Source organism: Isoptericola sp. NPDC056573, from assembly GCF_042793335.1.
Classification (GTDB): domain Bacteria; phylum Actinomycetota; class Actinomycetes; order Actinomycetales; family Cellulomonadaceae; genus Isoptericola.
On the sequence record NZ_JBHTUY010000021.1, the window covers coordinates 1 to 20,882 of the forward strand.

Annotated in this window: 16 protein-coding genes; 12 read left to right on the forward strand and 4 right to left on the reverse strand. The window is 76.6% G+C overall.

Annotated elements, in window-relative coordinates; genetic code table 11:
- Positions 1-835: DUF4328 domain-containing protein (locus ACFQ8E_RS21450; RefSeq protein ID WP_430552595.1), on the forward strand; the 835-nt coding region annotated here is incomplete at its 5' end.
- 31 nt (positions 836-866) lie between these two features.
- A complete protein-coding gene (gene add / locus ACFQ8E_RS21455; protein ID WP_430552596.1) occupies positions 867-1,910 on the forward strand; it encodes an adenosine deaminase in 1,044 nt (347 codons plus the stop codon).
- Positions 1,911-1,933: 23 nt separating this feature from the next.
- Here the strand turns inward: add and ACFQ8E_RS21460 are convergent, their stop codons facing one another.
- Positions 1,934-2,515 carry a TetR/AcrR family transcriptional regulator gene (locus tag ACFQ8E_RS21460; RefSeq protein ID WP_430552597.1) on the reverse strand — a complete coding sequence of 194 codons (582 nt, stop codon included), beginning with the start codon at positions 2,513-2,515 and terminating at the stop codon, positions 1,934-1,936.
- Between the two features lie 96 nt (positions 2,516-2,611).
- Between ACFQ8E_RS21460 and ACFQ8E_RS21465 the strand changes: the two genes are divergently transcribed.
- Both ACFQ8E_RS21465 and ACFQ8E_RS21470 read left to right on the forward strand, forming a co-directional pair.
- Positions 2,612-3,025 carry a hypothetical protein gene (locus ACFQ8E_RS21465; RefSeq protein WP_430552598.1) on the forward strand — a complete coding sequence of 138 codons (414 nt, stop codon included), beginning with the start codon at positions 2,612-2,614 and terminating at the stop codon, positions 3,023-3,025.
- A gap of 167 nt (positions 3,026-3,192) precedes the next feature.
- Positions 3,193-5,925: a DNA translocase FtsK 4TM domain-containing protein gene (locus ACFQ8E_RS21470; protein ID WP_430552599.1), complete on the forward strand. Its 2,733-nt coding sequence runs from the start codon at positions 3,193-3,195 to the stop codon at positions 5,923-5,925.
- A 9-nt stretch (positions 5,926-5,934) separates the two neighbouring features.
- Here ACFQ8E_RS21470 and ACFQ8E_RS21475 read toward each other — a convergent pair whose 3' ends face one another.
- A complete protein-coding gene (locus ACFQ8E_RS21475) occupies positions 5,935-7,233 on the reverse strand; it encodes a CapA family protein (protein ID WP_430552600.1) in 1,299 nt (432 codons plus the stop codon).
- 74 nt (positions 7,234-7,307) lie between these two features.
- Between ACFQ8E_RS21475 and pgsA the strand changes: the two genes are divergently transcribed.
- The 3 genes from pgsA (at position 7,308) to ACFQ8E_RS21490 (ending at position 9,052) form a co-directional block, all read left to right on the forward strand.
- Positions 7,308-7,910 carry a CDP-diacylglycerol--glycerol-3-phosphate 3-phosphatidyltransferase gene (gene pgsA, locus ACFQ8E_RS21480; protein WP_430552601.1) on the forward strand — a complete coding sequence of 201 codons (603 nt, stop codon included), beginning with the start codon at positions 7,308-7,310 and terminating at the stop codon, positions 7,908-7,910.
- A gap of 44 nt (positions 7,911-7,954) precedes the next feature.
- Complete coding sequence (locus ACFQ8E_RS21485) at positions 7,955-8,458, forward strand: CinA family protein (RefSeq protein WP_430552609.1); 504 nt, start codon at positions 7,955-7,957, stop codon at positions 8,456-8,458.
- Between the two features lie 246 nt (positions 8,459-8,704).
- Positions 8,705-9,052: a helix-turn-helix domain-containing protein gene (locus ACFQ8E_RS21490; RefSeq protein ID WP_430552602.1), complete on the forward strand. Its 348-nt coding sequence runs from the start codon at positions 8,705-8,707 to the stop codon at positions 9,050-9,052.
- Positions 9,053-9,205: 153 nt separating this feature from the next.
- Here ACFQ8E_RS21490 and ACFQ8E_RS21495 read toward each other — a convergent pair whose 3' ends face one another.
- Positions 9,206-10,009 (reverse strand): DNA-formamidopyrimidine glycosylase family protein, encoded by an 804-nt coding sequence (locus ACFQ8E_RS21495; protein WP_430552603.1) that lies wholly within the window; start codon positions 10,007-10,009, stop codon positions 9,206-9,208.
- Between the two features lie 9 nt (positions 10,010-10,018).
- Positions 10,019-15,055, reverse strand: a complete 5,037-nt coding sequence (locus ACFQ8E_RS21500; RefSeq protein WP_430552610.1) for a DEAD/DEAH box helicase — start codon at positions 15,053-15,055, stop codon at positions 10,019-10,021.
- 236 nt (positions 15,056-15,291) lie between these two features.
- Between ACFQ8E_RS21500 and ACFQ8E_RS21505 the strand changes: the two genes are divergently transcribed.
- From ACFQ8E_RS21505 to ACFQ8E_RS21525, 5 genes are all read left to right on the forward strand, one after another.
- Positions 15,292-15,525, forward strand: a complete 234-nt coding sequence (locus ACFQ8E_RS21505; RefSeq protein WP_430552604.1) for a DUF3046 domain-containing protein — start codon at positions 15,292-15,294, stop codon at positions 15,523-15,525.
- Positions 15,526-15,573: 48 nt separating this feature from the next.
- Positions 15,574-17,637, forward strand: coding sequence for an alkaline phosphatase family protein (locus ACFQ8E_RS21510; RefSeq protein ID WP_430552605.1), 2,064 nt, complete (start codon positions 15,574-15,576; stop codon positions 17,635-17,637).
- On the forward strand, positions 17,634-18,551 hold the full coding sequence (locus ACFQ8E_RS21515; protein WP_430552606.1) for an MBL fold metallo-hydrolase: 918 nt from the start codon (positions 17,634-17,636) through the stop codon (positions 18,549-18,551). The genes ACFQ8E_RS21510 and ACFQ8E_RS21515 overlap by 4 nt, the downstream gene beginning before the upstream one ends.
- A gap of 158 nt (positions 18,552-18,709) precedes the next feature.
- Positions 18,710-19,831: a recombinase RecA gene (gene recA, locus ACFQ8E_RS21520; RefSeq protein WP_430552607.1), complete on the forward strand. Its 1,122-nt coding sequence runs from the start codon at positions 18,710-18,712 to the stop codon at positions 19,829-19,831.
- Positions 19,832-19,931: 100 nt separating this feature from the next.
- Positions 19,932-20,666: a regulatory protein RecX gene (locus ACFQ8E_RS21525; RefSeq protein ID WP_430552608.1), complete on the forward strand. Its 735-nt coding sequence runs from the start codon at positions 19,932-19,934 to the stop codon at positions 20,664-20,666.
- Positions 20,667-20,882 lie beyond the last annotated feature (216 nt).

A 20,882-nucleotide genomic window follows, 5' to 3' on the forward strand; every position in this document is an offset into this window, starting at 1 on the left:
ATGCTGGCGCGGCCCCGCCGCCGTCCCGGAGGTCTCGATGACCCAGCCCGACCCGTTCGCCCCGCCGTCCGGCGCCGCCCCGCGCGAGACGACCCCGGCGACGCCACCGGCGACCGCGCCCGCGGCCCCGCCGCAGCCGCGGTTCGGCGCGTACGCGCCGCCCGGGCACACGCCGCCGTCGGCGGGCGCGCCCCCGGTCCCGGCGGGCTGGGCCCCGCCGGGACCCGCGCCGGCCGCGCCGACGGGCCTCGCGACGGCCGCGGTGGCCCTCGCCGTGGCGTGGTGCGCGATCCAGGTGGTGCTCCTGGCCGCCTCGTTCCAGGCGGTCGCGCCCTACGAGGCGGCGCTCGCGGCGGGCGGGTCCCTCCTGGAGGTCTCGACGCCGTACGACGAGCTCGGCAACCTCCTCCTGCCGCTCCAGGTCGCGGCGTTCGTCGTCGCGTGCCTCTGGCTCCAGCAGTGCCGTCGCGCCGCGGTGGTGCTGTCCCCGACGGTCCGGCAGGTGCGCGGGCCGGTGTGGGTCTGGCTGGGCTGGGCGGTCCCCGTCGTCTCCCTCTGGTTCCCGTTCCAGGTGGTGCGCGACGTGCGCGCCGCCGTGGTGGGCGGGCGGACGCCGGGCCGCCTCGGCTGGTGGTGGGCATGCTGGCTCGTCGGCCTGTGGGCGTCGAACCAGGCGGCCTTCTCGTCCCTCGGTCTCGCCTCGCGCGACCCGGAGACCATCCCCGTGTTCGAGGGCCTCGCCACCGTGGCCGTGGTGGCGGGCGGCCTGCTCTGGGTCGGCCTGGTGCGCGAGATCACAGGGGGCCTGCGGGCCCGGCTCGCCCCGGTCGCCTGACCGGCGGTCACGGGCCCGTACGCTGCCTGGCATGACCCCATCGCCGTCGACCTCACCCTCGTCGACCCCGACCTCGTCGACCGCGCAGCGACCCCCGCGCGCCGAGCTCCACCTGCACCTGGAGGGCACCCTCGAGCCGGAGCTGGCCTTCGCGCTCGCCGAGCGGAACGGGATCGCCCTGCCGTTCGAGGACCCGGCCGCGCTGCGCACCGCGTACGCCTTCACCGACCTGCAGTCGTTCCTGGACCTCTACCACGCGACGTCGCAGGTGCTCCGCACGGCGGAGGACTTCGCGGACCTCACGGTCGCGTACCTGCGCCGGGCCGCGGCGGGCGGGGTGCGGCACGCGGAGCTCATGGTGGACCTGCAGACCCACGTCGCGCGGGGCGTGCCCCTGGCGGAGGTCGTGGGCGGCGTGACGCAGGGCCTCGAGGCTGGCGAGGTCGAGCTGGGCGTCAGCGGCCTGCTGATCGCGGCCTTCCTGCGGCACCGGCCGGGGGCGGAGGCGGAGGAGCTGCTCGACGACCTCCTGGCCCTCGACGCGCCGGTCGCCGGCGTCGGGCTCGCGTCCACCGAGGTCGGGTTCTCGGCCGCCCCGTTCGCGCCCGCGTTCGCGAAGGCCGCCGCGCACGGGCTGCGGCGTACGGCGCACGCGGCCGAGGAGGGCCCGGCCTGGCACGTGACCGAGGTCCTGGACGTGCTCGGCGCGGAGCGCGTGGACCACGGCATCCGCGCGCTCGAGGACCCGGACGTCGTGGCGCGCCTGGTGCGCGACCAGGTCCCGCTCACCGTGTGCCCCGTCTCCAACGTGCGGCTGCGTGCCGTGCCGTCCCTCGCCGAGCACCCGCTGCCGGCGATGCTCGAGGCGGGCCTGAACGTCTCGCTGAACTCCGACGACCCGTCGTACTTCGGCGGTTACGTCGACGAGGTCGACGATGCCGTGACCGCGCAGTTCCGCCTGACCCGCGACCAGCGCGCCGACCTCGCGGCGGCGTCGTTCCGCGGGTCGTTCCTGCCGGCCGGGACGGTCGCGCGCCACGTGGCCGACGTCGAGGAGTGGCGCCGGGCGGGCTGAGCAGCGCGTCCGGACCCCATGCCTCAGCGCGCGAGCAGCGCGGGGCCGACGGCGCCCGCGGCGGCGTCGTAGCGTGCGGCGCGGGCGGGCTCGTCCCCGGGCAGCAGCCCGGCGAGCTCGAGCGACACGAGGCCGTGCACGAGCCCCCACAGCCCGACGGCGACGGGCTCGGCGTCGCTGGGCCCGACGCCGAGCACACGCGCGGAGGCGGCGAGCAGCACACGGAAGGTGGGCTGCTCGGTGGCGGGCGGGGCGTCGGCGCCGGGACGCACGGCGCGGTCGAACATCGTCCGGTAGAAGTGCGGGTCGGCCAGCGCGCTGCGCCGGTACGCCACCCCGAGGGCGCGCAGGTCGGCGACGGGGTCGTCCGTGCGCGGGACGGCGGCCAGGTGCGTGGCGAACCGGCGGAAGCCCTCGGCACTGACGGCGGCGAGCAGCTCCTCGCGCGAGCCGAACAGGGCGTAGACCGCCGACGCGCTGGTGCCGGCGGAGGCCGCGACCGACCGGACCGTCACGGCCTGCTCGCCCCCCGTGGAGAGGGCTTCGGAGGTGACCTCCAGCAGGCGGGTGCGCAGGGCGTCGTCGTGCAGGCGGGGGCGAGCCATGCGGCGAGCGTAGACCCCTTGACGCGCGTTTGCGAACGGTGTTTCATAACGGTGTTCGTAAACGTTCCGACGCCGTCCCCGTCACCGGAGGTCCCCGTGCTCGAGCTCACCGACGCCGCCCGCATCACCGCGGGGGTCGTCCTCCTGACCGTGGTCGGCATCGAGTCCGGCGGCTGGTTCCTCGTCAAGGTGGTCACCGGGAAGGCGCCCGCGACGCCGTTCCAGACGTCCTTCTTCCGGGCGGGTCACGCGCACGCCGGGGTCCTCGTCATCCTCGGGCTGCTCTGCGTCGTCCTGGCCGAGGCGACGGACCTCGTCGGCGTCTGGCGGTGGGTCGCCGCGACCGGCGTGCTGGTCGCCGCGATCCTCCTGCCCGCCGGCTTCTTCCTCTCCGCCGTGGGGGCGGGGCGCACGTCGCCGAACCGGGCCGTCCTGCTGCTCCCCGCCGGCGCGGTCGTCCTCGCCCTCGGCGTCGTGACGCTGGCCGTGGGGCTTCTCACAGCCGGCTGAGGGCCCGCCCGGCGGCGGCAACACGCGCCCGGGACCTGCGGCGTCGTGGCCCGTGGCGCGGGTACCGTGGGGGCATCATGGCGACCCGGACACCCGCCCGCAGAATCACCGGGACCCCGATCACCGGGACTGCGCGGGGGACTTCGCGAACGGGGCGGACCGCATCCGTGGCCGCCCCGACCCGGCGCGCGCCCGCCCGGTCGTCCTCCACCCGGTCGTCGGGCAAGAGGTCGGGCCGGAGCCCGGGCCGGGGCACCGGCACGCGCAAGCAGCCGGCACGACGACCGGTACGGTCGGGCCCGTCGGGCCAGTCGTGGCCCGTCCGGGCGGTGCGCGGCCTCTACCTGGGCGTCGCGCACGGGATCGGCGGCCTGACCCGCAGCATCACCAAGGGAGCAAGAGACCTGGAACCCGAGCACCGCCGAGACGGCGTCGCCTTCTTCCTCATCGCCCTCGCGCTGGTCGTGGCCGCGCGCGAGTGGTGGGGGATCTCCGGCACCTTCGGCACCGTCGTGCACGCCGTCGTCGCCGGCACCGTGGGGCTGGCCGGCGTGGCCGTCCCCGTGCTGCTCCTGTGGCTGGGGTTCCGCGTCATGCGGCACCCCGAGCGGGGGCAGGCGAACTCCCGCGTCGCCATCGGCCTGATCTTCGTCGTCGTGTCCGTGTGCGCGCTCGTCGCGATCGCGGAGGGCACCCCGGCCCCGTCCGACGGCTTCGAGGCGCTCCAGGACGCGGGCGGCATCATCGGCTACCTGGCCGCGACCCCGGTCGTGACCGGGCTGACCGAGTGGGTCGCCGTCCCGCTGTTCCTGCTCCTGGGCTTCTTCGGGCTCCTGGTGGTCACGGCCACCCCGGTGCACCGCATCCCCGAGCGGCTGCGGGGCCTCTACGACCGACTCACCGGCAACCACCGCCCCGACGAGGCCGTGGACGACGACGGGCTCGCGCTCGCCGAGGGTGTCTCCCGGCACGACGGCACCGACCCGGCGCCGCGCAAGAAGCGCTCCCGCAGGACGAAGGCGGAGCGTGCCGCGGAGGCGGCCGCCGCCGACGGACTGGACGGGTACGCCGGCGACGAGGCGTTCGAGAAGGCGGCCACGCTCGAGAAGGAGGCCGCCGGCAAGGGGGCGAAGGCCGGCCGAGGCAAGGCCACCCAGCGCGTCGGCGCCGCCGCGACCGCGCCCACCGAGGCGGTCGCCGCCGTGGTGCCCGACGAGCCCGCCCCCGCGCCCGCCGGCGACCTGCCGCCGATGGGCCGCGCCGAGCAGCCGATGCTCGACGGAGACACGGTCTACCTGCTGCCCAGCGAGGAGTCGCTCGGCAAGGGCGCGCCGCACAAGACCCGGTCCGCGGCGAACGACCGCGTGGTCGAGTCGCTGACCAAGGTCTTCGAGGACTTCGGCGTCGACGCGCAGGTGACGGGCTTCACCCGCGGGCCGACGGTCACGCGGTACGAGGTCGAGGTCGGTGCGAAGACCAAGGTCGAGCGCATCACGTCGCTGTCGAACAACATCGCGTACGCGGTGGCCAGCGCGGACGTGCGGATCCTGTCGCCCATCCCGGGCAAGTCCGCGATCGGCATCGAGATCCCGAACTCCGACCGCGAGACGGTCGTGCTGGGCGACGTGCTGCGCTCGTCGGCGGCCCGCCGCACCGAGCACCCGATGGTCATGGGCGTGGGCAAGGACGTGGAGGGCGGCTACGTCGTCGCGAACCTCGCGAAGATGCCGCACATCCTCGTCGCGGGCGCGACCGGCGCCGGTAAGTCCAGCTTCATCAACTCGCTGATCACGTCGATCCTCATGCGCGCGACGCCGGAGCAGGTGCGCCTGGTGCTCGTCGACCCCAAGCGCGTCGAGCTGACGATCTACGAGGGCATCCCGCACCTCATCACGCCGATCATCACCAGCCCCAAGAAGGCCGCCGAGGCCCTCGACTGGGTGGTCCGCGAGATGGACGCCCGCTACGACGACCTCGCGACCTTCGGCTACAAGCACGTGGACGACTTCAACACCGCCGTCCGGGCGGGCAAGGTGAAGCCGCTGCCGGGTTCGGAGCGCAAGATCGCCCCGTACCCGTACCTGCTGGTCGTCGTCGACGAGCTCGCCGACCTCATGATGGTCGCGCCGCGAGACGTCGAGGCCTCGATCCAGCGCATCACCCAGCTCGCGCGCGCCGCCGGCATCCACCTGGTGCTCGCCACGCAGCGGCCGTCGGTGGACGTCGTCACGGGCCTCATCAAGGCGAACGTGCCGTCGCGGCTCGCCTTCGCGACCTCGTCGCTGGCCGACTCGCGTGTCGTGCTCGACCAGCCGGGCGCCGAGAAGCTCATCGGCCAGGGTGACGCCCTCTTCCTTCCCATGGGCGCGGCCAAGCCCATGCGCGTGCAGGGCGCGTGGGTCACCGAGTCCGAGGTGCACAGCGTCGTCGAGCACGTGAAGGAGCAGCTCAAGCCCGTCTACCGCGAGGACGTCACCGCGCCGGCGGCGGCCAAGAAGCAGGTGGACGAGGACATCGGCGACGACCTCGACCTGCTGCTCCAGGCCACCGAGCTCGTGGTGACCACGCAGTTCGGCTCCACGTCGATGCTCCAGCGCAAGCTGCGGGTGGGGTTCGCCAAGGCGGGTCGCCTCATGGACCTGCTCGAGTCGCGCGAGATCGTCGGCCCGTCCGAGGGGTCGAAGGCGCGCGAGGTGCTGGTGACCCCGGACGACCTGCCGTCCGCGCTCGCCCTCATCCGCGGCGAGACGCCGCAGGCGTACGACCAGGACGCCGACGGCGGGTCCGCGGACGGCGGCGCGGCGGACCCGTACGCCGACGGCACCGACGGGCACGCCCCGCCCGTGGCGAAGGACTACCACGACGACGCCGACACCGACCTGGAGAACGGCTGGCGCTGAGGGTCGGGGTCAGTCGTCGCGGGGGAGCACCTCGGGCGGCGGGCCCGTGGCGACGGGCGGTTCCTGTCGTTCCGGGGCGACGTCGCCCACCGCGTCCCGGACCCGGTCCTCGCGGGCCTCGAGCTCGCCGGCGGACAGGGTGGTCGTGCCGGGGTCGTCCAGGGCGTCGGGGAGCGCGACCACGTCGTGCCCGCCGCCGATGTCCACGGTGGTCCCCGTCCAGGTCACTCCCGTCACGCGCGCGGGGTCGTCCGGGGTGTCCTGGGTCAGGGTCGCCGTGAGCAGGACGCCGTTGCTGGTCCGTGCGTCGCAGCACGCGGCGCTCTGGTTCGACAGCAGGTTGCCGAGGCCGTAGGCGACCCACATCCCCTCGCCGTCGGGGCCCTTGCCCACGCGGTCGATCCGCTGGGGCACGTGCGCGTGGTGCCCGATGACGAGGTCGACCTCGCCGGACCGGGCGAGCCGCCGCACGACGTCCTCCTGCTGGTCGGTCAGCGTCTCGGTGTACTCGACCCCGGCGTGCAGGCTCACGACGACGACGTCGGCGCCCTCGTCGCGGGCCTGGCGGGCCTGCCGCACGAGGCGGTCGGCGTCGATGAGGTCGACCGCCCAGGGCGCGTCCGCGGGCATCGGGAGCCCGTTGAGCCCGTAGGCGGCGGCAAGGTGCGCGACCGTGATCTCCCGGCCCTCGCGGGTCAGCACGTACCGCTGGGGCTCGTCCTGCTGCGTCGCGCTGCGGGCCGTCCCCGCGAACCCCATCCCGGCGGCGGTCAGGCGCCGGATCGTGGCGGTCACGCCGTCGTAGCCCCGGTCGACGGAGTGGTTGGAGGCCGTCGAGCACCCGTCCCAGCCCTGCTCCTCGAGGTCGCGCACCAGCCCCGGGGGCGCACCGAAGAGCGGGTAGCCGCTGGGGTCGGTGCCCTTCGGCGCCACCGGGACCTCGAGGTGGCACAGCGCCAGGTCGGCGCCCTGCACCCAGGCATCGAGGCCGTCCAGCAGGGGGGTGAAGTCGGCGTCCCGCGGCCCGCCGGCGGACCTGACGACCGGGTCGTGCGTGAGGAGGTCGCCCGCGGCCAGCAGGGTGAGCTCGACCGGCCGGGGGGTCGGGCTCGGGGTCGGCGACGGGCTCCGGACGGGGGACGCACCCGCCGACGGCGCGTCCGCGCCAGGGGTGGGCGCGGTCCCCGCGCCCCCGAGCCCCCCGGCGGCGAGCACCCCGCCGACGCCGAGGGCCGTACCGCACAGCGCGGCGAGGACGACGAGACGTCGTCGTGAGGGTCGTCCGTCGTCGGACGCGTGGCGCGGCACGCGAGGAGAGTACTGCCCGCGCGGCCTGCCGGCCCACGGGCGTCCGACGCCCGTCGCCCCGATAGGGTGGGTCGGTGGTCAACGAAGCGCCCTCGCCCTGGAACGTCGCCAACGCGGTGACCCTCGTGCGCATCGCGCTCGTCCCGGTGTTCGCCTGGACGCTGCTCATGGAGGGTGGCGACTCCGTCACCTGGCGCCTCGTGGCGACGGGCGTGTTCGTGGTCGCCGCCGTGAGCGACCGCGTCGACGGCTACCTGGCCCGGTCGCGCAACCTCGTGACCGACCTCGGCAAGATCCTCGACCCGATCGCGGACAAGGCGCTCGTGGGCGCGGCCCTGATCCTGCTCTGCTGGCCGCTGGGCGAGCTGCCCTGGTGGGTGCCGACCGTCATCCTCGCGCGCGAGCTGGCCGTCACGGTGCTGCGGATGGTGGTGCTGCGGTACGCCGTGATGCCGGCGTCGCGCGGCGGCAAGCTGAAGACGGTGCTGCAGGCGGTCGCGATCACGCTCTTCCTGCTGCCCCTGGCGGCTCTCCCCGGCGTCGTGCACGTCGTGGCGTGGATCGTGCTGTGGGCCGCGATCGCGGTGACCGTCGTGACCGGGGTCGACTACTTCGCGCAGGGGGCGCGCCTCCTCGCGGCCGGCCGGCGTGAGGCCGGGCCCAGGCCCGCCGCGTGACGCAGGGCGGCGAGGGACGGGTGCCACCGGAGTCGGGGACGGGGCTGCTCGCGCGGGCGGTGCTCGACGGCGCGCGCGCCCGGGGCTGGACGCTGGCCGCGGCGGAGTCCCTCACCGGCGGGCTGGTCGTGGCGACCCTCGTCGACGTGCCGGGGGCGTCGACCGTCGTGCGCGGCGGCGTGGTCGCCTACGCGACCGACCTCAAGGCCGCGGTGCTCGGCGTCGACCCGGACCTCCTGGCGCGACGAGGGCCGGTGGACCCCGGGGTCGCCGGCCAGATGGCGTCGGGCGTGCGCCGGGCGCTGAGCGCCGACGTCGGCCTCGCGACCACCGGCGTCGCCGGGCCCGACCCGCAGGACGGGCACGCGCCGGGCGAGGCGTACGCCGCCGTGAGCACCCCGGCGGGCGACCGGGTGCTCCGCCTCGACCTCGCCGGCACCCGCGCCGAGGTGCGGGCGGGGGTGGTGCGCGCCGTGCTGACCCTGGCGCTCGAAGCCTGCGGCGACCCGTCGTCCGCGGCGACGCCCCGCCGCACGACAGGCCTGTGAAGGGTGCGTGACGAGCCTGTCGCGGGTCGTGACCGCGGGAACAAGCCCCCGGGTGCCCGCGTTGCGAAGGGTGTGATGACCGACAGGGCACGAAGCCGTCTCGATGCGCGCCACACCAGGCCGGGCATGCCGCGCGCGCGGTACGGTAGTGCCACCCCTGCAGCCAGGGGAACGACAGGACGGACGAGGAACCCGGTCACGACCGGTCCGGTGCCGGGACGATCGGACACGGAGAGGGGGCGCGAGATGGTCGTACTGCGACGTGAGATCGGCGACGTGCTGCGCGACGCGCGGCAGCGCCAGGGGCGCACCCTGCGTGAGGTGTCGTCCGCAGCGAGGGTCTCGCTCGGATACCTGAGCGAGGTGGAGCGCGGGCAGAAGGAGGCGTCGTCGGAGCTGCTGGCGTCGATCTGCGAGGCGCTCGACGTACCGATGTCCCTCGTGCTGCGTGAGGTCAGCGACCGGATCGCGGTGGCCGAGGGCCTGCACATCCCCGACACGATCCCGGCGGACGTCTACGCCGGGTTGCTCAGCCGTGCGGGCGAGCCGCGCGACGCCGAGTCGATGCGAGGAGACCTCGCACCGGTCGGCTGACCAGGACCCACAACTCGGACCCACAGCTTCAGATCCGCAGCTTCAGATCCACAGTTGCTCCAGATCCACAGCTGCTCCAGATCCACAGATCCGGCCCCGCGGGCGTTGCCCGCGGGGCCGGATCTGTGTGTACCCGGGTGAAATGGGGGACGTTCAGGGCGCGGCCTGGCAGGTCGGGCACCAGTAGATCGCCCGTTCGCCCCCGTCCGGTCGGCTGCCCGGGCCGCTGGTGCTGCCCAGCGCGACGGGGGTCCCGCAGCGTCGGCACGGCTTGTGGTGCCGCCCGTGCACGGCGAGCTCGACGGCCCCCAGCCCGGTGCGTCGCCCCGTCTCGACGCTGCGCGCCATGAGGCGCCGGGCCGTGAGGAGCAGCGCACGGCGGGCGTCGCCGTCCAGGTCGCCGACGGGGGTCCACGGCCACCGCCGGGTGGCGAACAGCGACTCCGCCGTCCAGATGGTGCCGAGCCCGGCGACGGTGCGCTGGTCGAGCAGGGCGACGCACAGGGGACGCGCGGGGTCCGCGGCGAGCCGGAGCGCGCCCTCGTCGACCCGATCCGGGAAGTCGTCGGCGAGGACGTCGGGGCCCAGGTGGCCCAGCAGGCGCGGCTCGTCACGGGTGCGCAGCACGTCGAGCATGCCGAGCCGGAGGCCGAGGCAGGTCCACGACGCCGTGGCCAGCACGGCGCGGACGGCGGGGGAGCGACCGGCCGCCTCGCGGGCCCCCGTGCGGTACACCCGCCAGGAGCCGTCCATCCGCAGATGGGTGTGCAGGGTGCGGCCGTCGTCGAACCGGGTGAGCAGGTGCTTGCCGTACGCGACCGACTCGCGGACGGTGGCCCCGACGAGGTCCACGCCCGCCGCCGAGGGCCAGCGCAGGTCCGCGCGCACCAGCGGTGTGCCGCGCAGCGCGGCGCCCAGCCGTTCGGCGGTGAGGCGCAGCACGTCTCCCTCGGGCACGGTCGGAGCCTAGGCCGGGCGCAGGCCGCGCGGCGTCACGCCGAAGCCGGAGTCGAGCAGCGCGGCCGCGGCGGGGGTCCGGTCGCGGGCCGCGGTGAGCGCGGGGACGCCGTCGACCCGCTGCACGGTGACGCGCCCCAGCCGGTCGGCGCGCGTCTCGGCCACGAGCAGGCGGGCCGCGGCGGCGAGCCGGGGGCCGTCGCCCGCGTCTCCGCGGCCGAAGGACAGCACCGTGCGCCCGCCCCGCTCGACGAACAGCACCAGCTCGCCGTCGACCAGCACGACGACGGCGCCGGCCTTGCGCCCCGGGCGGTGCGAGCCCGCGCCATCGTCCCCCGGACCCGGGACGCGGGCGCCGGACGACGACGCGCGCGGTGACGCCGCGTTCGGTGACGCCGCGCGCGGCCAGGCGACCGCCGCGCCGTACGGGTTGGCCGGGTCGGTCGCGGCGAGGAGGACGGCACCGGGCTCGACCCGGCCGCCCCCGGCGCCGCCCGAGCTCTCGACGAGCGCGTCCCGGGCCCGGGCGCGGTCGGCGGCGTCCGTGCGCAGCTGGTCGACCGCACCGGGCAGCGCGAACTGCGAGCCGCCCAGGCCCTCGACGAAGTATCCGCGCCGCACGGCCCCGCGCTCCTCGAGCACCCGGAGCACCCGGTACACGTCGCGGAAGCGGGCGGTCACGCCCTCCGCGGGCGCCGCCGCGCGCGTCAGGACGCCGTGCCGCTCCAGCAGCACCTGGGTGAGGGCGTGCGCCCGCACGGTCGGGTCCTGCTCCACGGCCGGCAGCGCGGACCATCGCCCGCCACCGGTGCGCGGCACGGCGGCAGCCGACGTCGGACGGGCGAGCCCGAAGCGGGAGGGGCGCACCGGGCGGGCCCGGCCGGGGGCGGCGGGAGCGCGGTGCGCGCCGCCGCCCTGCCTGGCCCCGCGCCGCGTGGACCCGCCGAGCGACTCGCGCAGCGGACCCAGGCGGTCGTTCGTCACCCAGCCCGCCCACACCAGGTCCCACAACGCGTCGAGGGTCGCCGCCTGGCCCGCGTCCGCGAGCTCCGCGAGGCGGGGCAGGAAGTACCCGCCCGAGCCGGTGAGCAGGTCGAGCACCGCCCGGTGCAGGTCGCTGTCGAGCGGGCCGCCCTCGTCCACCGGGTCCGGGTCGCGCAGCGTGAGCGGCGCGCCGTCGGCCAGGTGCAGGCTCACCATGCCGTCGCCGCCGCCCGAGCCCGGGAGCCGGCCGTGCCCGCACCAGAGCACCTCGCCGGCGGTGGTGAGCTCGTCGAGCACCGCGGGGGAGTAGTCGGAGACGCGGGCGGGCAGCACGAGCGTCTCGAGCGCCGACGCCGGCACGGCCGCCCCCGAGAGCTGCTCCACCGCGCGGAGCACCCCGTCCGCGCCGCGCAGCGTGCCGCCGCCCGACCCGGCGCCGCCCACCCGGGTGCCGATCCCGTGCCAGCGCGGGAGGAAGACGCCGAGCGACTCCGGCTCCACCGGCTCGACCTCGGCGCGCAGCGCGGCGAGGGACCGGCGCCGCAGCGTGCGCAGCACCTCCGGGTCGCACCACTCGTCGCCCGTGCCGCCCAGCGAGGACGGCCGCAGCGCCCCGCGCGCCACCGCGCCCGCCGCCTCCAGCCGCGCGAGCACCTGGGTCACGACCGCGATGCCGAGGCCGAAGCGGCGTGCGACGTCCGCGGCGGGGAACGGGCCGTGCGTCCTGGCGTGGCGTCGGACGAGGTCGCCCAGGGGGTCGGGCACCGGCTCGGTGAAGGTCTCGGGGACGCCGACGGGCAGCGCCACGCCGAGCGCGTCGCGCAGCCGGCCGGCGTCCTCGACCACCGCCCACTGCTCGGCGTCGTCGCCTCCGTGGCCCCCGACCCGGACCTGCAGGACGCGGCGGGCGCCCTCCAGGTCGGCCAGCCACTCGCCGACCCGGGCGCGCGCGTCCTCGCGGGTGCGGTCCCGCAGGGCGCCGAGGGGGTGCGGCCCGGTGCGCCGCAGCACGTCCCACAGGCCCTCGGCGTCCCGCGCCTGACGGTCGGGCGCCAGCGCCTGCAGCTCCGCCTCGGTGCGCTCGACGGCGCCGGGGTCGAGGAGGTCCGCGAGCGGGGTGGCGCCCTGCTCGCCGAGCAGCTCCGTCAGCAGGTCCGGGTCCAGGGACAGCGCGGCCGCGCGCCGCTCCGCGAGCGGCGCGTCGCCGTCGTAGAGGAACTGGGCGGTGTAGCCGAACAGCAGCGCCTGCGCGAAGGGGGACGGCGTCGAGGTGGTGACCTCGACCAGCCGCACCCGGCCGCCCTGCAGGTCGCGCATGAGCTCGGTGAGCGCCGCGACGTCGAAGTCGTCGCGCAGGCACTCCCGCGCCGCCTCGAGCATGATCGGGAAGTCCGGGAACTGCGACGCCACCTGCAGCAGCTGCGACGCCCGTTGCCGCTGCTGCCACAGCGGCTGCCGCCGGTCCGGGCGGCGGCGGGGCAGGAGCAGCGCGCGCGCCGCGGCCTCGCGGAACCGCGCGGCGAACATCACCGAGCCGCCGAGCTCCTCGCGCACCGCGTCGAGGACCTCGTCCGGGTCGACGAGCAGGTCCTCGGCGGTGACCGCCGGCGCGTCGCCGTGCCCCGCCGTGCCGTGCCCGGTGCCGTCGGACCCGCCCCAGCCGGGGCCGCCGAGGTCCCAGCCGGAGTCGCCGGCGTCGGGCAGCCGCAGCACGATCCCGTCGTCGGCGTGCATGGCCGCGACGTCCGTGCCGTACCGCGCGCGCAGGCGCGCCGCGACGACCAGCGCCCACGGCGCGTGCACGGGCGCCCCGAACGGGGAGTGGATCACGACGCGCCAGTCGCCCAGCTCGTCGCGGAACCGCTCCACCACCACGGTGCGGTCGTCGGGGAGCCGCCCCGTCGCGCGGCGCTGCTCGCCCAGGTACGCGGCGAGGTTGTCCGCCGCCCAGGTGTCGAGCCCGGCGTCGCGCAGCACGTCCCGGCCGCGCGCGGTGCCGCGCTCCTCGTCGTCGGCCAGCAGCGCGTCGGTCTCGCGGACGAACGCGCCCACCGCGCGGCCCAGCTCCGCGGGACGACCGGGGGAGTCGCCCTTCCAGAAGGGCAGGCGCCCGGGCAGGCCTGGCGCGGGGGTCACCAGCACGCGGTCGGGCGTGATCTCCTCGATGCGCCAGGTCGAGGAGCCGAGGGTGAACGTGTCGCCGACGCGCGACTCGTAGACCATCTCCTCGTCCAGCTCGCCCACGCGCTTCCCGCCGCGGGGCCGGTCGGCCGCGCCGCCCCCCTCCGCCGGCGCGCCCGCCGTCGGCGCCTCCGTGGCGAGGTAGACGCCGTACAGCCCGCGGTCGGGGATGGTGCCGCCGCTGGTCGCGGCGAGCCGCAGCGCGCCGGGCCGCCCGGACAGGCGGCCGGTGGCGCGGTCCCACACGATGCGGGCGCGCAGCTCGGCGAACTCCTCGCTGGGGTAGCGGCCGGCGAGCATGTCGAGCACGGCCCGCCACGTCGCGTCGCCGAGGGCACGGAACGGGTGGGCCCGACGGAACGCGGCGAGGAGGTCGTCGGCCTGCCAGTCGTCCGTCGCGAGGGCCGCCACCACCTGCTGGGCGAGCACGTCCAGCGGGTTGGCCGGGACGTGCAGGTGCTCGATCTCGCCCGCGCGCATGCGCTGCGCCACCACGGTGGCCGGCACCAGGTCGCCGCGGAACGTCGGGAAGACGACGCCGTGCGACACCGCGCCCACCTGGTGCCCGGCACGTCCGATGCGCTGCAGCCCGCTCGCGACCGACGGCGGCGCCCCGACCTGCACCACCAGGTCCACGGCGCCCATGTCGATGCCGAGCTCGAGGGACGACGTCGCGACCACGGCCGGCAGCCGCCCCGCCTTGAGGTCCGACTCGGTGCGGGTGCGCTCGACGCGGCTCATCGAGCCGTGGTGCGCGCGGGCGAGCACCGGGGCGCCGTCGCCGTCCGGGAGGCCGACCGAGGCGCCCGACTGCCCCTGGGTCTGCGCCGGCCACTGCGTGCCGGGCTCGGGGAGGTCGACCCCGGAGCGCTCGGTCCAGATCTCGTTCATCCGGGCGGTGAGCCGCTCGGCGCCCCGGCGGGAGTTCGTGAAGACGAGCGTGGAGCGGTGGTCGGCGACCAGGTCGACGACCCGCTCCTCGACGTGCGGCCACACGGAGGCGCGGCGCAGCGGGGACGCGGCGTCGCCGGTGAGGTCCACCTCCTCGTCGCCCGGCCCTCCGCCGTGGCCCGGGGCCGGCCCCCGGGTCGCCGGCTGCGGGGCGGTCGGGTCCGGCACCCCGCCGGAGTCGAGGTCCGCGAGGTCGGGCACGGGCACGACGACGTCGATCGCCCACTTCTTGGTGGCCTCGGGCTGCACGACCACGACCTCCCGGCCGCCGTCCTCGGGCGTGCGGTGGCCGGCGAGGAACTCGGCCACCGTCTGCGCGGGGCGCACCGTGGCGGACAGCCCGATCCGCTGCGCCGGCCGGTCCAGCAGCTCGTCGAGGCGCTCGAGGCTCAGCGCCAGGTGGGCGCCGCGCTTGGTGCCCGCCACCGCGTGGATCTCGTCCAGGACCACGGTCTCGACGCCCGCCAGGCCCGCGCGCGCCTGCGACGTGAGGACGAGGAAGAGCGACTCGGGGGTGGTGACCAGCACGTCCGGCGGGCGCGTGGCGAACGCGCGGCGTTCCGAGGCGGGCGTGTCGCCCGTGCGCGCGCCGACGGTCACCTCCTCGACCGTGAGCCCCCCGCGGGCGGCGGCCTGCCGGATGCCGGCCAGCGGGGAGCGCAGGTTGCGCTGCACGTCGGCGGCGAGGGCCTTGAGCGGGGAGACGTAGAGCACCCGGCAGCGTCGGGCGCGCTCCGGCGGCGGCGCGGTGGTGAGCCGGTCGATCGCCCAGAGGAACGCCGCCAGGGTCTTGCCGGAGCCGGTCGGGGCGACGACGAGCGCGTGCCGGTCGGAGCTGATCGCCTCCCACGCCCCGGCCTGCGCCGCCGTGGGCGCCGCGAACGCCCCGGCGAACCAGGCGCGGGTGGCGGGGCCGAACCGCGCGAGCACGCCGTCGTGCCCGCCGTCGTGCCCGCCGTCGTGCCCGGCGGCAGGGTCGGCGGCAGGGTCGGCGGCAGGGTCGGCGGCGGGGTCGGCGGGAACGCCGGACGGGGGGACGACCACGTCGTCATCCTGGCAGGGAGCACCGACAGCCCGCAGGGCGAGGCGGCACTGCGCGGCCCTGCGCGCCCCGGTCGCGGCGTCCGGCGTGCCGGCGACCCTCCCGGCCGTGCGAGGCTGGGGGCGTGCGCTATCGCGAGTTCGCCGAGCTGGTCGACGAGGTCTTCGGGCCCGCCTACGGGCGCGCCCTCGTGCGCGAGCAGGTGCTGCCGCGCCTCGACGGCCGCACCCCTGCCGAGGCGCTCGAGGCCGGTCTCGAGCCGCGTGACGTGTGGCACGCCCTGTGCGACGCGCTCGACGTCCCCGAGCCGGACCGCTGGGGTCGCGACGACCGCCGCCAGGCGCCGCCCGCCCGCTGACCGCCCGGCGCCCGGGCCGACGTCGGGCGGGCGGTGCATCATGGCGCCATGCGCGACCACCGGCCCCCGCTCGTGACGGTGGTCGACGTCCGCGCCGCCCTCTGGTCCCTGGCCTCGACGGCCGCCGGGCTCGGGGTCGCGATCGCCCTGGTCGACGGCGTGCGCGTGACGTCCCCGTGGGACGTGCTGCTCGCGGCGCTCGTGGTGGGCCTCGGCGACGCGCTGCTGCGGGCACCGCTGCGGCGACTCGCGCGCGCCGGCGGGGCGGTCGTGGCGCTCCTGCTCGGCCTGGCCGCGCAGGTGCTGGTCGTCTGGGCCGCGCTGACGCTGCTCCCGGGGGTGACGAGCGACTCGTGGGCGGACGTGCTCGCCGTGCTCCTCGTCGCCGCGGTGGTGATGGCCTGCGGGCACTGGGTGGTCGGGGCGCGCGACAACGCGTACGTCGTCGGCGACCTGCTGCGCCGGGCCCGCCGGCGCGCCGGTCTCCCGCGCCGGGCCGATCGCGACGACGCAGGGGACGACGCCGGGGACGGCGGTGCGGACGACCGGCCCCCGGGCGTGCTCGTCGTCATGCTCGACGGCGTGGCCCGCCCGACGCTCGACCACGCGCTGGAGGCGGGGCTCGTGCCCACGATGGAGCGCTGGCTGGGGTCGGGCAGCCACCGGCTCGAGTCGTGGTGGGCGCGCGTCCCGTGCACCACCCCGGCCAGCACCCTCGGCCTGCTCCACGGCACCACCGACGCCGTCCCGGCCTTCCGCTGGTGGTCGCGGCGGCTCGGTCGCCTGGTGGTGACGAACCGTCCGGCGGACGCCGCCGAGGTCGAGCGGTCGGCCTCCGACGGTCGCGGGCTCCTCGCCGACGGCGGGGTGGCCGTGTCGACGATGTTCTCCGGCGACGCGCCGACCAGCCTGCTCGTGATGAGCCGCGCGGCGGAGGGCCTGGGTCCCGGCCAGCTGTTCGTCCGCTTCTTCTCCAGCCCGTTCGTGCTCGTGCGGGCGGTGGCCGGCACCGTCGGCGAGGCGCTGAAGGAGGTGTACCAGGGGTGGCAGCAGGTGGTGCGCGGGGTGCGACCCCGCGTGGCGCGGCGGGGCTGGTACCCGGTGCTGCGGGCGGTGACCAACGTGCTGCTGCGCGATCTCAACACCTCGCTCGTGGCCGAGCAGCTCGTGCGCGGCGCGCCCGTGGTGTGCGTGGACCTCGTCGACTACGACGAGATCGCGCACCACGCCGGCCCCCTGCGGCCGGAGGCGCTGCGCGCACTGGAGGGGCTCGACCGGGTGGTCGGGCTGTGGGAGGAGATCGCGCGCGGCGCCCCGCGCCGCTACCGCATGGTGGTCGTGTCGGACCACGGGCAGTCCCTGGGGGCCACCTTCGAGCAGGTCGTGGGGCGGTCGTTCGCCGACGAGGTGCACCGGCTCATGGCGATCCCCGCCCCGGTGCGGGGCGACCGGGCGGACGGCGAGGCGTGGGGCCCGGCGAACACCGCGCTGCACGCGCTGCGCCGGGACGGCGACGGCGACGGTCAGCTCCTGGTCGGACCGGACCGCGACACCGTCCGGACGGACCTGCCCGAGGTCGAGGTGATCGGGTCGGGCAACCTCGGGATGGTGTGGTTCTGCCGCGAGCCGCGCCGGCGGTCGGCCGCGGAGGTGGCGGCCCGATGGCCCGCGCTCGTGCCCGGCCTGGTCGAGTCGCCGGCCGTCGGCTTCGTCGTGGTCCACGGCGCGCACGGACCGGTGGCGCGCGGGCGGCTCGGCTCGCACGAGCTCGCGACCGGCCGTGTGACGGGCCGGGACCCCCTGGCCGGCTACGGGTCGCGGGCCCGCGCCGACCTGCTGCGCGTCGCCGGGCTGGAGGACGCCGGCGACCTGGTGGTCGTCTCGGCGGTCGGCCCGATGGGCCGGGTGCACGCGCTCGAGGGGCTCGTGGGCTCGCACGGAGGGCTCGGCGGCGCGCAGAGCGAGGCGCTGCTGCTGCACCCCGCCGACCTCGTCGTGCCCGACGACGAGCGCGAGGACGTGGACGGCGCGCGCGTGCTGGTGGGCGCCGAGGCGGTGCACCGCCGGCTCGTGGCGTGGCTCGCCGCCCTGGGGCTGCGGGAGGGCCCGTGACCGGGGCACCGGGAGGGCGCGACCCCGCCGGCCCGTCGGGGCTCCGGGTGACGTGGCTCGGGCACTCGACCGTCGTCCTCGACGTCCCGCGCGCGGGAGGCGGCACCGCCCGGCTCGTGACGGACCCCCTGCTGCGGCGGCATGCGGGTCTCCTGCGGCGCCGGGGCGACCGTCCGGACACGGACGCCTGGCGGGGCGCCGACGCCGCCCTGCTGTCCCACCTGCACCACGACCACGCCGAGCTGGGCTCGCTGCGGCTGCTCGGCGACGTGCCGGTGCTCACGGCGCCCGCCAACGCCCGCTGGCTGCGCGGCAAGGGCCTGCGCGGCGTCGGCCTCGACCTGCCCCCCGCGGCGGGCCACCCGCCCGGCCGCGACGTCGCGCACCACGCCGCGCAGCACGTCCCGCAGCACGGTGACTGGCACGACGTCGCGGGCGTGGAGGTGCGCCTGACCGCCGCGGTGCACGGTGACCGGCCGATGCCGCACCGCCCGAACGCCGCGAGCGGGCACCTGGTGCGCGGGCGCGGCACGACGGTGTGGGCCGTGGGGGACACCGAGCACCACGCGGGCGTGGGGCGGGTGCGCGAGCTGGCCGGCGGGCGGGTGGACGTGGCCCTCGTGCCCGTGTCCGGCTGGGGCCCGCGGCTCTCGGGCGGCCATCTCGGCCCCCGCGGCGCCGCCGAGGTGTGCGCGGAGGTCCGCCCGCGGGTGGCGGTCCCGGTGCACTGGGGCACGCTGCACGTGCCGGGCGGGCAGCACCTGCCGCGCGGGTGGATGGACCATGCCGGGGAGGCCTTCGCGGCGGCGTGCCGCCGGGCGGCGCCGGACGTGCGCGTGGTGGTCCTGCAACCCGGCGGCACGTGGCGCGACACGCCCGGGGACGACGACGGCCTCGAACACGTGTTCGGGTAGAGTCTGCCCCCAGGAGGGTCCTCGGAAGTCGTCCTCCACAGCCGTGACGGACCGCCCCGACCGTGTCGGTGGCGGCACGTACGGTCGACGACAACATGAGCACGCAGCCACGAACGCCGGCGCGCAGCCGCCGCGCCCAGAACGCAAAGGTGACCGACATGCCCGCAACGGCAGACCGCGAGAAGGCACTCGAGGCCGCGCTCGCCCAGATCGACCGCAGCTTCGGCAAGGGCTCGGTCATGCGCCTCGGCGACGAGGGTCGTGCGCCCGTCGAGGTCATCCCCACCGGCTCGATCGCGCTGGACATCGCGCTCGGCATCGGCGGCCTCCCGCGCGGTCGCGTCGTGGAGATCTACGGCCCGGAGTCCTCCGGCAAGACCACCGTTGCCCTGCACGCCGTGGCCAGCGCCCAGCGGGCCGGCGGCATCGCGGCGTTCGTCGACGCCGAGCACGCGCTGGACCCGGAGTACGCCAAGAAGCTCGGCGTCGACACCGACGCCCTGCTGGTCTCGCAGCCGGACACCGGCGAGCAGGCGCTGGAGATCACGGACATGCTGATCCGTTCCGGCGCGCTGGACATCATCGTCATCGACTCCGTCGCCGCGCTCGTGCCCAAGGCCGAGATCGAGGGCGAGATGGGCGACAGCCACGTCGGCCTCCAGGCCCGCCTGATGTCGCAGGCGCTGCGCAAGATCACCGGCGCGCTGAGCGCGTCGGGCACCACGGCGATCTTCATCAACCAGCTCCGCGAGAAGATCGGTGTGTTCTTCGGCTCCCCGGAGACCACCACCGGTGGCAAGGCGCTGAAGTTCTACGCCTCGGTGCGCATGGACATCCGCCGCATCGAGACCCTCAAGGAGGGCACGGACGCGGTCGGCAACCGGACCCGCGTCAAGGTGGTCAAGAACAAGATGGCGCCGCCGTTCAAGCAGGCGGAGTTCGACATCCTGTACGGCGTGGGCATCTCCCGCGAGGGCGGCCTGATCGACATGGGCGTGGAGCACGGCTTCGTGCGCAAGTCCGGCTCGTGGTTCACCTACGAGGGCGACCAGCTGGGCCAGGGCAAGGAGAACGCGCGGGCGTTCCTGCGCGACAACCCCGACCTGGCGAACGAGATCGAGAAGCGGGTCAAGGAGAAGCTCGGCGTCGGCGCCAAGCTGGACGCCCCCGCGGCAGAGGCTCCCGTCGAGGGGGCCGCGGGTTCCGCGACCGGGCTGAGCGTGGACCCGGCACCGGCGGCCGCCAAGGCGGGCGCCAAGGGCAAGAAGGCGCCGTTCTGACGGGCGCCGCCGATTCCGGCATCGTTCGGGTCGCGCTCGCTCGGGTGAGCGCCGCCCTGACCGGGACGGTGCTCGTCGTGGCCGCCGAGGGAGGGCTCGCATGACGTCGGGGGATACTGCCCCGGGCGGTCGCGGCGTGGGGAAGCGTCGCGGCCGCCGTCAGGGCGGCTCGGCGCGGCCACGCGACAGCTGGGCGGACCACCCGGGGACCGGCTCGGACAACGGCGCGGACGACGGCGCGGAGGACAGCGCGGAGGACGGCGGGAGGTCACGCCGGCGACAGCCGCGCCGCACGGTGGCGGAGCGTCTCGAGGCCGGCGAGCTGACCGTCGAGGACGCGACGGAGAAGGCCCGCGAGACGCTGCTGCGCATCCTCACGGCGGCTCCGAAGAGCCGCGCGGAGCTCGAGCAGTCGCTCGCGCGCAAGGGCTACCCGGAGGCCGTCGTGGGGCCGGTGCTCGACCGGTTCGACGAGGTAGGGCTGGTCGACGACGCCGCGTACGCCGACATGCTGGTGCGGACGCGGCACGCCGAGCGGGGGCTCTCGCGGCGCGCGCTGGCGATGGAGCTGCGACGCCGGGGCATCGCCGAGGAGACCGCCGCGGACGCCCTCGAGCAGGTGGACCCCGACGACGAGCGCGCGGCGGCCCTGGCCCTGGCCCGCAAGCACGTGGCGCGCACCCGTGGGCTGGACCGCGACGTGCGCGTGCGCCGCGCGGTCGGGGCGCTCGGGCGCAAGGGCTATGCGCCGGGCGTCTCCTTCGGCGTCGTGCGCGACGCCCTCGCGCAGGAGGGCGAGGACGAGTTTGACGACTACCCCGGTGTGGAGGACTGACCGGCACCCAACTCACGGGTCCTGCCGGCACGCGTGACGTCGTCCGACGGTCGTGTCAGCCACGGAGTATGCCCCCCTGGACCTCACGCGCAGGCACTTCGACGACGTCGCCCCCGGACGCGAGAAGCGGGCGGGGGCGGCGGGGTGCAGGGGGCCCGCGGTGGGGCCGGCGCGGGCGGGGGGGGGGGGGTCCCCGGTGGGCGGCGTGGCGGTGCC

What these genes read in the sequence shown, in the direction of transcription:
- add (WP_430552596.1), top strand. Translation starts at nt 867, where the DNA reads ATGACCCCATCGCCGTCGACCTCACCCTCGTCGACCCCGACCTCGTCG.
- recA (WP_430552607.1), top strand. Translation starts at nt 18,710, where the DNA reads ATGCCCGCAACGGCAGACCGCGAGAAGGCACTCGAGGCCGCGCTCGCC.
- ACFQ8E_RS21460 (WP_430552597.1), bottom strand. Translation starts at nt 2,515, where the DNA reads ATGGCTCGCCCCCGCCTGCACGACGACGCCCTGCGCACCCGCCTGCTG.
- ACFQ8E_RS21525 (WP_430552608.1), top strand. Translation starts at nt 19,932, where the DNA reads ATGACGTCGGGGGATACTGCCCCGGGCGGTCGCGGCGTGGGGAAGCGT.
- ACFQ8E_RS21490 (WP_430552602.1), top strand. Translation starts at nt 8,705, where the DNA reads ATGGTCGTACTGCGACGTGAGATCGGCGACGTGCTGCGCGACGCGCGG.
- ACFQ8E_RS21510 (WP_430552605.1), top strand. Translation starts at nt 15,574, where the DNA reads ATGCGCGACCACCGGCCCCCGCTCGTGACGGTGGTCGACGTCCGCGCC.